This is a genomic window from Endozoicomonas sp. SESOKO1, assembly GCF_024606265.1.
GTDB lineage: Bacteria > Pseudomonadota > Gammaproteobacteria > Pseudomonadales > Endozoicomonadaceae > Endozoicomonas.
Genome location: NZ_JAHHPP010000230.1, coordinates 1 through 13,830, shown reverse-complemented (window position 1 = coordinate 13,830; position 13,830 = coordinate 1). Strand labels below are relative to the sequence as shown.

At 50.7% G+C, this 13,830-nt stretch carries 10 protein-coding genes; 3 read left to right on the top strand and 7 right to left on the bottom strand.

Features of this window, described 5'->3' with window-relative positions:
- On the top strand, positions 1-1,394 hold a 1,394-nt coding region (locus KDK13_RS10385), incomplete at its 5' end, for a SpoIIE family protein phosphatase (protein WP_257284909.1).
- A complete protein-coding gene (locus KDK13_RS10380) occupies positions 1,394-1,900 on the top strand; it encodes an STAS domain-containing protein (protein ID WP_257284908.1) in 507 nt (168 codons plus the stop codon). The genes KDK13_RS10385 and KDK13_RS10380, both read left to right, overlap by 1 nt.
- A 16-nt stretch (positions 1,901-1,916) precedes the next feature.
- On the opposite strand, the gene dusA is transcribed toward KDK13_RS10380, so the two are convergent.
- Positions 1,917-2,924: a tRNA dihydrouridine(20/20a) synthase DusA gene (gene dusA, locus KDK13_RS10375; RefSeq protein ID WP_257284907.1), complete on the bottom strand. Its 1,008-nt coding sequence runs from the start codon at positions 2,922-2,924 to the stop codon at positions 1,917-1,919.
- 432 nt (positions 2,925-3,356) lie between these two features.
- On the opposite strand from dusA, the gene recQ reads away from it, so the two are divergent.
- Positions 3,357-5,564 (top strand): DNA helicase RecQ, encoded by a 2,208-nt coding sequence (recQ, locus tag KDK13_RS10370; protein WP_257284906.1) that lies wholly within the window; start codon positions 3,357-3,359, stop codon positions 5,562-5,564.
- Positions 5,565-5,584: 20 nt separating this feature from the next.
- On the opposite strand, the gene KDK13_RS10365 is transcribed toward recQ, so the two are convergent.
- From KDK13_RS10365 to leuC, 6 genes are all read right to left on the bottom strand, one after another.
- On the bottom strand, positions 5,585-7,846 hold the full coding sequence (locus KDK13_RS10365; RefSeq protein WP_257284905.1) for a FimV/HubP family polar landmark protein: 2,262 nt from the start codon (positions 7,844-7,846) through the stop codon (positions 5,585-5,587).
- Between the two features lie 116 nt (positions 7,847-7,962).
- A complete protein-coding gene (locus KDK13_RS10360; RefSeq protein WP_257284904.1) occupies positions 7,963-8,982 on the bottom strand; it encodes an Asd/ArgC dimerization domain-containing protein in 1,020 nt (339 codons plus the stop codon).
- Between the two features lie 267 nt (positions 8,983-9,249).
- On the bottom strand, positions 9,250-10,371 hold the full coding sequence (asd, locus tag KDK13_RS10355) for an aspartate-semialdehyde dehydrogenase (RefSeq protein WP_257284903.1): 1,122 nt from the start codon (positions 10,369-10,371) through the stop codon (positions 9,250-9,252).
- A gap of 71 nt (positions 10,372-10,442) precedes the next feature.
- Complete coding sequence (gene leuB / locus KDK13_RS10350) at positions 10,443-11,543, bottom strand: 3-isopropylmalate dehydrogenase (protein WP_257284902.1); 1,101 nt, start codon at positions 11,541-11,543, stop codon at positions 10,443-10,445.
- Between the two features lie 14 nt (positions 11,544-11,557).
- Positions 11,558-12,208 carry a 3-isopropylmalate dehydratase small subunit gene (leuD, locus tag KDK13_RS10345; protein ID WP_257284901.1) on the bottom strand — a complete coding sequence of 217 codons (651 nt, stop codon included), beginning with the start codon at positions 12,206-12,208 and terminating at the stop codon, positions 11,558-11,560.
- 10 nt (positions 12,209-12,218) lie between these two features.
- Positions 12,219-13,676, bottom strand: a complete 1,458-nt coding sequence (gene leuC / locus KDK13_RS10340) for a 3-isopropylmalate dehydratase large subunit (protein ID WP_257284900.1) — start codon at positions 13,674-13,676, stop codon at positions 12,219-12,221.
- Positions 13,677-13,830 lie beyond the last annotated feature (154 nt).

Genomic DNA, 13,830 nt, shown 5'->3' with positions numbered 1-13,830 from the left:
TGCCACCGCACGACTGCATGGATGCAGGAGCTAGAGCAACGCAGGAGCAGTTGCCAGTAGGGCAGTCTATTCCCGGTCAGCCTCATAGCTTGCAGCCAGGGCAGCTTGGGAGTATTTTTCCCTTAACTTTACCTGTTAGTGTGGCTTTTTATCCGAATGTACCGGGTTCTGGCAGGTCCTTATATTCTATTTACTTTGCGGGTATATCCATGACCGGCAGCACCATTCTGGTCATCGACGATGACACAATAGTACGCGAAAGCATTGTCGCTTACCTGAAAGGGAGTGGTTTCAAAACCCGGGAAGCCGGGAATGGACAGCAGGGTTTGCATATTTTCCGCGAGTGCAAACCAGACCTGATTCTGTGTGATCTTCGCATGCCGGTTATGGATGGACTCACCATGCTGAGCCAGGTGCGCAGTGAAGCCAGTGACATACCCTTTATTGTTGTCTCCGGTGCTGGCGTCATGACCGACGTTGTTGAAGCCCTTCACCTCGGCGCCAGTGATTTCCTGATTAAGCCGATAGTCGATCTTGAGGTATTAGAGTACGCCATCAACCGGGCGCTTGAAAAAGCCCAGTTACTGATGGAAAACAAACGCTACCGGGCAAGCCTCGAAGAAGCCATCAACTCGTTAAAAAGCAGCCTGACATTGCTCCAGGAAGACCAGAAAGCCGGCCGTCAGGTTCAGATGAATATGCTGCCCAGACACCCGCTTGAATTCAAGGATTTCAAAGTTGACCACAACATCATCCCCTCTCTCTACCTGAGCGGGGATTTTGTCGACTATTTCACGCTTAACAACCACAGTTTTGCATTTTATCTGGCCGATGTTTCCGGACATGGCGCATCATCTGCCTTTGTTACGGTGCTTCTGAAGCATATGTCGATCAGCCTGCTTCAGGACTATCACAACAATAATCGCAATGGCGGTAAAATCAGGGTCAAACCTTCATATGTCCTCAGTTACATTAACCAGAGCCTGCTGAAAACCGGGCTGGGAAAACATGTCACCGTTTTTGGTGGCATAGTCAATACCCGTGACCAGACGCTTACCTACTCGTTTGGCGGACATTTCCCATTACCCGTGATCGCAGAGAAAGGCAAAAAGGTTCAATTTCTCGAAGGAAAAGGCTTACCGGTGGGACTGTTTGAAGATGCCGTCTATGAGGATGTCACTGTAGACTTGCCCCGGCAATTCAGCTTAACTATCCTATCTGACGGTATTCTTGAGGTTTTGCCCCAGAATAGCCTTAAAGAGAAAGAAGATTATTTATTATCGGTGATCGGAGAGGGTGCCGACACCATAGCAACATTGACAGAAAGGCTGGGGCTCAATGATATTCAGGAAGCACCTGATGACATTGCAATGTTAATACTGGCTCGATACTGATGATGACACCTGGAAAAATTCAGTTTGCCGAAAGTGAAGGTACCTATGTACTGAAACTGGTCGGAGAAGTTCGACTTACCCTTTGCGCCAGTCTGGAGAATGTTCTTCAGGCCATGTTCGAAGAGCCGGGATTCCGTTCTGTTATTGTTGATCTTTCAGAGGCGGAAACCATCGACAGTACCTCTCTTGGGCTATTGGCAAAATTATCCATTATGGCCAGAAAGCAGATAGCCCAGCGGCCTGTGCTGATATCCCCCCGCCCTGATATAACAAGAGTCCTCATGAGCATGGGTTTTGAGCGAATCTTTATCATTGTTGAAGATGTTACCAGTCAGACCTGCGAATACCAGGACATTGAATGCGAGGACTGCAGTGAGGAATCCATTCATGCCCGGGTACTGGACGCCCACAGGACGCTTATGAGCCTGAATGAAAACAATCAGAAGGCCTTCAGTGACCTGGTAAAACAACTGGAGCGCTGCAGGCAGCCAGAGGTGACTGCCTGACGGTTGTTTTCAGGTACTACACACTTTCCACAAGCTTGACAGCATCAAGCAGCACATCAATCCCGGCACCGGCTTTATGGGCATGTTCACTGATATGCCTGCGAAAACGACGACCGCCAGGTACACCGTGATAAAGGCCCAGCATATGGCGGGTAATGTGGCTGAGCCATGTTCCCTGTGAAAGCTCTGACTCAATGTAGGGAAGCATTTTTCCGATCACTTCAGCGCGGCTCTTCACCGGCTGCTGACAACCATAGAGCCGACCATCCACCTCTGACAGCAGATACGGATTCTGGTAGGCTTCACGACCCAGCATCACACCATCAACGTACTGCAGGTGATGATCTATTTCCTCAAAGGTCTTGATACCGCCATTAATGGCAATATTCAGCCCGGGAAACTGAGTTTTGAGTTCATACACCCAATCTGGCTTCAATGGCGGAATATCCCGGTTCTCTTTGGGGGAAAGCCCTTCCAGAACCGCAATACGGGCATGAACGATAAAGGTATCGCATCCCGCCTCTGCGACGGTACCGACAAAATCCAGTAACTCCTGCCAGGACTCGCGACCATTAATGCCAATACGATGCTTAACCGTGACCGGAATCGACACACGCTCTTTCATGGCCTTTACCGCATTCGCTACGGTTTGTGGCTCTGCCATCAGACAGGCACCGATACGACCATTTTGAACGCGATCACTGGGACAGCCCACATTCAGGTTCACTTCCTGATAACCCCGCTCTTCCGCCAGCCCCGCGCAAAAGGCAAGGTCGCTGGCATCATGCCCACCAAGCTGAATGGCCAATGGGTATTCAAAAGCATCGTGCTGTAAAAACCGGTCTTTATCGCCGAATACCAGTGCACCGGTGGTGACCATCTCTGTGTACAGCAGTGCCCGCTCAGACAAAACCCGATGAAAGTAGCGACAGTGCCTGTCAGTCCAATCCATCATTGGTGCAACGGAAAACCGACGATCTAAGGATTTACTGGCATTCTCTTTATTAACAACAGGTTGATTCATTTATCCTTAACCACTGAGGCTCACTGAAATGCCCTGTAAAAACCCAGAAACTCACTGACATTTGCTGCGTATTTGTTACACAATAAGCAGTAAAACAGGGTCTCAGAACCATAAAAAAAACAACGGTCAAGTATGACAATCTTAAAAAGAAAAACAAAGTCGGGAAATATGCGGTATACCGTTCATAATCAAAAAAACATAAGAGGTAAAAAAGGCAAACATTGGGATTTTTGACCTGAAACAGCCTGAATTCAGATAGTTATTTGATCAATTGAAGACAGCATCGACGCTTTTACAGGTATAGACGCTTCCATTGGTAAAATAGCCAGTTTCCGAACCGCCACCCGGAATGCCCTGCTGCTATAATGCGTTATCTTTTATAAATGGCGTAAGCAGCCTTCCCAACTCAGAGAGTAAACACAGAACATAACTATGTCCGGACCAGCACTGGAAATACTCAATTCCGTCTTTGGATACGATGCATTTCGCTCACACCAGAGCGCCATTATTGGCAACATACTGGCTCGCAACGATACGCTGGCCATCATGCCCACCGGTGGTGGGAAGTCCATCTGTTACCAGATCCCAGCCCTGATCTTTCCGGGGCTGACCCTGGTGATCTCGCCGCTGATCTCCCTGATGGAAGACCAGGTTCATCAACTGACATCCCTGGGCATTCCCGCTGCCCTGTTAAATAGCACGCTAAGCAGTACTGATTATCAGAACACTCTGGGCCAGGTGCAAAATGGTAATATCAAGCTGCTGTATATGGCGCCGGAAACCCTGATGCTGGAACGTACCCAACATCTGCTCAACACCGTCAACATTGATTGCCTGACCATTGATGAAGCCCATTGCATCTCTGAATGGGGCCATGATTTCCGCCCGGAATACCGGCAACTGGCAGAGGTACGCCGACACTTTCCAAATGCCGTTTGTGTGGCACTGACAGCCACCGCCACACCAAGGGTACAGCAGGATATAAAAACCAGCCTGCAGATGTCCGACAGCAATGAGTTTATCGCCAGCTTTAACCGGACCAACCTGTTTCTGGAAGTGATCGAGAAAAAGAAGCCTGTTGACCAGACCCTGCAACTGATTGAGAAATACCAGAACCAGTCCGGCATTATCTACTGCAATTCCAGGAAACAGGTGGATGAACTGACCCAGATTCTGGCGGATAACGGTTGTTCCGTAGCGCCCTATCATGCCGGGCTTGCCAGTGAAGTAAGGAAGGCCAACCAGTCCGCTTTTATCCGGGATGATATTCAGATCATGGTGGCCACTGTGGCGTTTGGCATGGGCATCAATAAATCCAACGTTCGTTTTGTCCTCCACTATGATATGCCGCAGAATATTGAAAGCTACTATCAGCAAATCGGCCGTGCTGGGCGGGACGGCCTGCCTGCCAACTGCCATTTCCTGTTCAGCTATGGCGATATTCAGAAGGTCAAGTTCTTTATCAACCAGAAACCCGATTCGGAACAGCGCATCGCCAATCAACACCTGAACGCCCTGATAGGTTATGCAGAATCCGAGGAGTGCCGCAGAGCACCGCTGCTTCACTATTTCGGTGAAGCCTATAGCCAGGAAAACTGCCAGCTCTGCGACAACTGCTTATCCGAAAAACAACCGTTGACCGATGTAACTGTACCCGCCCAGAAACTGCTGTCCTGCATCTATCGGACAGGACAGCTTTTTGGTGTGTCCTATATTATCGATGTGCTGCGGGGTTCAAAATCCAAAAAAATCCTGGAACGCCAACATGACCAGATTACTACCTACGGTATTGGTACTGAATTGACCAAACCCCAGTGGCAGCAGCTGGCTCGGAAATTGATCCAGGAAAATCTGGTACTGCAGGATGCAGAATACGGCAGTTTAAAACTGACCGACAATGCCCGTGCCGTGCTCAAAGGGTCTCAGCAAATCCAGATCAGGCTTACGCAACGGGCAGAACCTGCCAGTAAAGCATCAACCGAGAAACAGAGCAGTCTGGATTATAACCACGAGCTGTTTGATATTCTCAGGGCCTGTCGCAAGGTGCTGGCAGATCAGGAAAACGTGCCGCCGTACATCATTTTTTCCGATAAAACCCTGATTGAGATGTCGGCCAGATTTCCACAATCCAGGGACAGCCTGTTACAGATCAGTGGTGTTGGCCAGGTAAAACTGGATCACTATGGCGATGCGTTTCTCCATGAAATCATTTCATTTTGCGAAAAACATCAGATAGAAGAGATTACAAAACCTTCTGGCAGTGACAGCCGCCCCCGTTATCGGACAGCAAGCCGGGGCAGACATGTTGAGATTGGGGAGTCGTTCAGCCAGCATAACTGTCTCAACCGTCTTCAGAATGAGTTCAATCTGAAGTTGTCTACCCTGCTCAGTCATCTCTATAAATACCAGACAGAAGTCAATCAGCTACCGGTTTCGGATGCTTTTCTCCAACAGTGCCGAATATTGCCTGAACAGCAGGATCGTGTTCTGGAAGCGATAAAAACCCATGGCACCGACCGGTTACGGCCTCTCTTTGATGCGATGCAGGAACAGGTTCCTTATGATGAGTTGCATCTGTTAAGACTGCACTATCTGGTTCATTACCCGGAATCGCTCAATGGCAACAGCGGACAACAGTAGATAAATCAAGCAGGTCAAAATCAATTGGTTCCGGCATTCTCCAGAAGTAACATGGCTTCCCGCTTCTGCTCATCACTGCCCTGCTCAACAACTTCCTGAAGGATTGCAGAGGCTCCTTCCATATCACCCATGTCCATATAAGCCCTTGCCAAATCAAGCTTGGTGGCTACCTCATCACCTTCGGAGAGGAAATCCAGGTCATCATCCAGAGAAGCCTCAAGGTTGGAACCACCCTCATCAGAGAAAGCGGCCTGACTATCCCGGGCAAGAACATCGTCTGCCTCAGAACCAAAATCAAGGTCATCCAGGTCATCAAGCTCACTGGTCTCAGTCGGTGCAACAGACTCAGACTCTTCATCCAGATCAAAATCATCCAGATCAAAGTCCAGATCATCCAGGGAGTCTACCCCTTGCTCATCAGAATCCAGTTCAAGATCATCCAGATCAAAGTCTGGCATCTCATCTGGCTCGTCCGGCGCTGAAACACCCTCAAATGTGTCAGGGAACCGGGCCTTAAAGACATCTGCTTCACGGATTGCAGCATGATCGCCGGTTGCTTCCAGATCCTCTAATGCCCGATTAAACTTATCAAGGTCACCACTTTCAGAGTGAACCTCAAGAAGCTTCAGTTTAAGATCCGTTCTTTCCGGCTCGTTCAAGAGCGCCTGACTCAGTATTTCCTCAGCCTGATTCAAGCGGCCATAGGCAATATATATGTCTGCTTCACTCAGCGGATCTTCCGTCTGCTGAGTCGTTTCCCCATCCGCTTCTACTTCATCAACAACCGAATCATCGATGGCCAGCGCTTCATCAAATTTAAGCTCATCCTCAGCGCTGGGGGAGGCTATTGGCTTTGGGGAGGCATCAATCGGTGCCTCCTTGTTCAAATTAAGTGGTTGAATGTCCGTATCATCGTCTTCATCCAGGGCTTGTTGCTGTTTCCTGCGACGCTGATACAGGAGCAAGCCAGCACCTCCCAGGGGTATCAGGGCCAGAAGTAGCAACAACAGAGGATTACCAAACAGCGTATCCATCATACCGGGCCTGGCCTCTGGCTCAGGCGGAGGCAGCATGGGTACCTGCGGCACCGACCGGGATTGATTCTGCAGGGCAGCCATCTGATCATCTTTCATGGCAACCAGGCGCTTCAGCGTAGCAATCTGATCATCAAGATCTTTCAGCCTGCTCTTGAGTTCAGCATTCTCACGGCTCAGCTTATCAAGCTGTTCACGGGTCATGGCCAGCTCAGTCTGCAGCGCAGCATTACCACCATCAGCATCACCACCGAGATCCTGTCCACGTCCGGAAGCAGCCTCTCCTGAAACGATGGCCAGCTTGCCATCTACAGACTTTTGAGTTTCCCCGGAGGCGGATGAAGTTCTTCTTGTCGCATCCAGTTGCGCCACCTGGCTGCGGCCCCGCCATTCACGGTTCTGCCTGGAGACGTCAGCAACCGCTTCACGGACCGTCAAACGGGTTATATCACTGCGATCCGGTATCCGGAGAACCTGTCCGCTCTTGAGGCGATTAATATTGTTATCAATAAATGCCTGTGGGTTTCCACGCTGAATCGCCAGCATGGTTTGCTGTACCGTTACGTCGGAATCAGGACGCACTCTCTCAGCAATTTCCCAGAGGCTGTCATTTCTGTTCACACGATAAGTCCCGGATGGGCTATCGGCCATATCTGAAGACGTGTAATTCAGGCTGGAAGAAATCCGCTGAACCTGTTGCTGCCGCACAGAGTCTGGATATTCAACCGGTTCCTGTGATGGCATATCGCCACCACTTGCCCTGGACTTCTCGTCCAATACAGGGTTAGCTCCATAATGGGACGGAACTGAAGAGGGCTTCACAACGGGCGCTGAAGCTTGACCATTAAAGGCTGGAGGATCAAGAAGAAGCGTATATTCCTTCAGAAGGCGTCCACTTGGCCAGTGCACCTCAACCAGGAAATTAAGATAAGGCTCATGAACAGGTCTGTCGCTGGTCACCTTGATCAAGCCTTTGCCATCCGGGCCAACTTCGGCATTAAACCGAAGATTATTCAAAATGAAAGGACGTTCAACACCAGCCCGCTCAAAGTCTGATTTGCTGGCCAGGTTAGACAGGATCTCATTGCGTGTGAGATCATTGACCTGCATTAACTCTATTTCAGCCACCAGGGGCTGATTCAAAGCTGAATACAGCTTCACCTCCCCCAGACCCAGCGCATGGGAATTAATTGAAGCGATCCCCCCTGCCAGCGCTGACATCACTACTACAAGTTTTTGCAGTTTCATCGTGAATCCTTGTTTTATACATAGACTGCCTGAGCACCTTCTGCCTACAGCTGCTGAGAAAACAGCCCCCCCTTTTCTCTGTGCAGCAAGGAACACCAAGCAGTTATCCTAAGTTATCACTTAGCAAAGTCTTTTATCAATAACCCAATCAATTCAACAGCATGAACAGCACTTCTCTTGAAGCTATCGGCCACCATCCAGAAACTCAAGTCTGTTGTATAATCGGATTGCTGCCGGATTTTGCCAATATGCAACTGATCGCTTCCCGCAGCGTCTTCAAGAGTAGGTAAATCAGAACCATCAGCCACTGATATTTCCGGAAGTTCTGACAGTAAAGACTGTATTTCCTGAATTTCAACTGGCTGGACAGTATCCAGATCAATCACATAACTGTCACCAAAAAATACGGGTGCTGTGATGCAGGCCACACGGATGTCCAACTCCTCTCCCAGGGCTACCACAAGTTCATTGCGCACATTCACTTCATTGGCGATTTTCTCACCCTCTCCTGCATCAACCTCAGGAATCAGGTTGTAAGCCAGACGAGCAGCAAAATCTCCATGCTCTACCGGCTTTCCGTTAAGCAGTTCAATGGTTTGCTTACGCAGGGCATCGACCCCCTTTTTACCCAGCGCAGCCACTGGCTGCATGATCACCAGATTGATGCGACTGAGAGTGTATCGATGGTGAAGCTTTTGCAGCAAAGGGAGCAGGCATGCAACAGCAGACCCGGGTACTGCAAAGTAACGGTTATCCATCGCTTCTTCGATAAAATGCGTATTCAAGTCAGCCATTACCGGCACGGTATAGCCCTGGGATGCCGCCCCCGTTGAGGCATCAATAATGGCACAACCACTTTCAACTGCCCGGGTCATCAACTCCGCATTTCGGTGACACCCGGTCGGCATCACCAGAAAGTCAGCAGAGGAAAAATCTGCTTCATCAACAGGAATATACTCCAGTGTTTCTCCATGAAACTCAACAGAACCCGAAGCCTGTGGAGACTCAACGAGCGGATAAAGGCTCATCACCGGTAGCGGCTTACCATCAAACAATGGTTCTTCCAGTTGCCGAACCAGAGTTTCACCGGCCAGCGTATCGGCAGCGTAAATAGCGATATTGTATGTTCGGTTCATGGATAAAGAGCCCCGCAAGCCACAGAAAATATGTGAGTCATTGGCGCTGTTTCAGCCAAAATCACATAAATCATGAAAAACCATCGACTCTATACAGGGCATTGATATCAGGCAAGCAGTTTCAGGCAGTTCCCCTGGAAAGTTTGAAATGCCCAGGGGCGGTTGTTCCATCTGATCCTTCATTGCAAATACTCCTGCACCGGCTTCATGGAGTGTTTCCCGTGGGTACGAGGGGGTGTGCTGTATGGGTGTTGCCGCTTTTTTACACTAGAGCAATATGGTCAACATACGACGAAGTGGCTCTGCCGCTCCCCACAGCAGTTGATCACCGACAGTAAATGCCGTCAGATAGTCAGGCCCCATATTCAATTTGCGCAGGCGCCCCACTGGAATATCCAGGCGCCCAGTGACCGCAGCGGGCGTCAACTGATGCATAGTCTCTTCCCGGTGGTTCGGGACCACGGATACCCAGTCATTGGCACCGGCAATCATCGCTTCAATATCGGCCATGGGAATATCATTACGCAGTTTGATGGTCAATGCCTGGCTATGACAGCGCATCGCTCCAATCCGAACGCAGACACCATCCACAGGAACCGGTGAAGCCTGGCGTCCCAGAATCTTGTTGGTCTCAGCCTGAGCCTTCCACTCTTCGCGACTCTGGCCATTATCCAGCTCTTTATCAATGTAAGGAATCAGACTTCCGGCCAGTGGCACACCAAACTCACTCTGCGGGAGATCAGTACTTCTTAACAGGGAAGAGGTTTTGCGATCAATATCCAGAATGGCACTGCCAGGGTCAGCCAGCTGGGCAGCAACGTTGCCATGGATAGAGCCCATCTGGCTGATCAACTCACGCATATTTCTGGCACCGGCACCGCTGGCCGCCTGGTAAGTCATGGCACTGACCCACTCCACGGCATCCTGTTGAAAGAGCCCGCCAATGGCCATCAACATCAGGGAAACCGTACAGTTACCACCAATAAAATTCCTGACACCGTTATTCAGCGCATGATCAATGACATTACGGTTTACGGGATCAAGAATAACCACTGCATCGTCGTTCATCCGCAGGGAGGAGGCAGCATCAATCCAGTATCCCTGCCAACCACTATCACGCAATGGCTGGAAGACTTTGCCCGTATAATCACCACCCTGACAGGAAATAATAACGTCCATTTCACGGAGGGTATCGATATCATCGGCATTTTGAAGCTCCCCCACAGGCACACCAACATCCGGGCCGGGCTGGCCCAATTGCGAGGTCGTGAAGAATACCGGTTCTATCCCCTTGCTCTGCAGGCGGGCAAAGTCGTTTTCTTCCTGCATACGCTCCATTAATACAGAGCCCACCATCCCACGCCAGCCAACAAAACCTACTTTCTTCATACTGCATTCCCCCCGAAGGAATAGCCTCTGCTTCAAACAGAGAACAGAAGCCATCGACAATCAAATCTACGTTATGTATTTAACAAACACTCAACAACCGCATCACCCATTTCAACGGTTCCTGCCAACTGACAACCGTCAAAGGCAATATCCCCGGTACGATAGCCTTTATCCAGAACATCGCTGACCGCTTTTTCAATGGCATCCGCTGCGGCAGCTTCGGCCAATGAAGAGCCATCAGCCAATGAATAGCGAAGCAACATCGCCAGCGACAAAATCTGGGCCAAAGGGTTCGCCTTGTTCTCCCCGGCAATATCCGGTGCCGAGCCATGAACCGGTTCATACATCCCCTGGTTCTTTTCGTTCAGGGATGCGGATGGCAACATACCAATAGAGCCAGTCAACATCGCCGCACAGTCGCTGAGAATGTCACCGAACATATTGCCGGTCACCATGACATCAAACTGTTTCGGTGCACGGACCAGCTGCATGGCTGCATTATCAACATACATGTGGCTCAGCTCAACATCGTTGTAGCTGGCAGACTCATCAATCACCACTTCTCGCCAGAGACCGGTCACTTCCAGAACGTTGGACTTGTCCACTGAGCAGAGCCGTCTGCCGCGCTTTCGGGCTGCCTCAAAAGCCACTTTGGCGATACGACGGATTTCAGACTCCCGGTAGACGTAGGTGTTAAAACCTTCCCGCTCGCCATTTTCCAGGGTACGGACGCCACGAGGCTCACCAAAATAGATGCCACCGGTCAGCTCCCGGACAATAAGAATATCCAGGCCAGCCACCAGTTCCGGCTTCAAACTGGAGGTTTCTGCCAGCTGCGGGAAAAGAATGGCCGGACGAAGGTTGGCAAAAAGATCCAGTTCAGAGCGAAGTTGCAACAGCCCTTTTTCAGGGCGTCCAGCCATGGGTAGATGATCCCATTTCGGGCCACCCACCGCACCAAACAGGATCGCATCGGAGTTCCTGGCCATGTCCAGGGTTTCATCACTCAGCGGAACACCATCGTGATCAATGGCCGCACCGCCCACCAGACCATGGCTGACTTCAATATTGAGTCCAAAACGCTGTTTGGCTGCATCCAGTACTTTCAGGGCCTGAGCCATAATCTCAGGGCCAATGCCATCACCCGGAAGACATAAAATCTGCTTGCTCATGAAAAGCTCCGCTTTTAATTATTGTTACTACTGAATAACCAGGGGTTATCTATCTTATAACGGTGTTCGAAATTGCGAATCTGGTCCGCATCCTGCAAGGTCAGGCCAATATCATCCAGACCGTTGATCAGGCAGTGACGACGAAACGCATCAATGCTAAACGGCAACGTTTCGCCATCAGGCTTAACCACCACTTCACGCTGGAGATCAACAGTCAGCTGGTACCCTTCATTGGCTTCCACTTCCTTGAACAGCTGCTCTATCACCTCGTCAGACAGCGTGATCGGAAGAATGCCGTTTTTAAAACAGTTGTTATAAAAAATATCTGCAAAGCTCGACGCAATAACGCAGCGGAAACCAAAATCATCCAGGGCCCAGGGCGCGTGTTCCCGGCTGGAACCACAGCCAAAATTCTGCCTGGCCAGCAGGATGGACACGCCGTGATAACGGGACTGATTCAGGACGAACTCCGGATTCAGTGGACGTCTGGCGCAATCCTGCCCCGGATAACCTTCGTCCTGATAGCGCAGTTCATCAAACAGATTGACACCAAAGCCGGTTCGTTTGATGGACTTGAGAAACTGCTTGGGAATGATCATATCCGTATCAACGTTGGCACGATCCAGGGGAGCAACCAGCCCCTGATGAACGGTAAAAGCCTGCATGATTCTCCCCTTACACTACGGATGTCTGATGACGGACATCGACAAAATGGCCCACGATCGCCGCCGCAGCCGCCATGGCCGGACTGACCAGATGGGTTCGCCCGCCAAAGCCCTGACGACCTTCAAAATTCCGGTTAGAGGTGGATGCACAGTGCTCTCCCTGCCCCAGTTTGTCGGCATTCATGGCCAGACACATGGAACACCCCGGCTCACGCCACTCAAGGCCAGCGGCCAGAAACACCTTATCCAGCCCTTCTGCCTCCGCCTGGGCCTTGACCAGACCGGAGCCTGGTACCACCAGCGCCTCTTTCACCGTGTCAGCCACTCGCTTGCCCTTTACGACCGCTGCCGCTTCACGCAAATCCTCTATTCGCGAGTTGGTGCAGGAACCGATAAACACCCGATCAACCGGAATGTCAGTAATCTTCTGGCCAGCGGTTAACCCCATATACTCCAGGGCCCGGGCATAGCCTTCCTTACGGGTTTCATCCGGCGCATCCTCCGGGCAGGGCACCCGGGCATCCACCGGCAGCACCATCTCCGGTGATGTTCCCCAGCTGACCTGCGGCTTTATCTCATCGCCATTAAGAACAACAACTTCATCAAAGACGGCATCACTGTCTGAATGAAGGGTTTCCCAGACCTTGACCGCCTGCTGCCACTGTTCTCCTACCGGAGCAAACGGCCTGCCCTGCACATAATCAATGGTGGTCTGGTCAACCGCCACCATTCCAGCCCGTGCCCCGGCTTCAATGGCCATATTACAGAGGGTCATTCGCCCTTCCATGGTCATCTTGCGAATGACGTCGCCACCAAACTCGATGGCAAAACCGGTACCACCCGCTGTACCAATACGGCCAATAATGGCAAGGATGACATCTTTTGGCGTTACCCCGGTTCCCAGAGAACCATCAACCCGAACCAGCATGTTCTTCATCTTTTTGGCCACCAGACACTGGGTTGCCAGTACATGCTCAACTTCCGAGGTTCCGATACCATGGGCCAGGGCACCAAAAGCGCCGTGTGTTGAGGTGTGCGAGTCACCGCAGACAACGGTCATACCCGGCAGGGTAGCGCCCTGTTCCGGGCCAACCACATGGACAATACCCTGACGCTGATCCTGCATATCAAACTGAGTGATGCCAAAATGATTACAGTTGTCATCCAGTGTCTTTACCTGGATTTTCGACACCGGATCTTCAATACCCTCAATACCGTGCTGACGCTCATTCAACGTAGTGGGTACATTGTGATCCGGTGTAGCGAGGTTGGCATCCAGGCGCCATGGCTGACGACCGGCCAGCTTAAGGCCTTCAAAAGCCTGTGGTGATGTCACTTCATGGAGCAGCTGCCGGTCGATATAAATCAACGCGGAACCATCATCACGCTGAAGAACAAGGTGGGCATCCCACAACTTGTCATAAAGCGTTTTACCCCTGCTTTTCACATTGAAAGCCTGGCCAGCCATGGAACCATCCTCATTGATGCAACAAAACAGAAAAAGACTGTTTTTGTTGGATTTTTATATATAAAAAATTTCAGCTTATCCCTGAAAGGGCCTATCCTGGCCCGGATATTTCATAAACGTGCTCCCGATCTCGCTTGTCCTTTGCCGCTCTAAG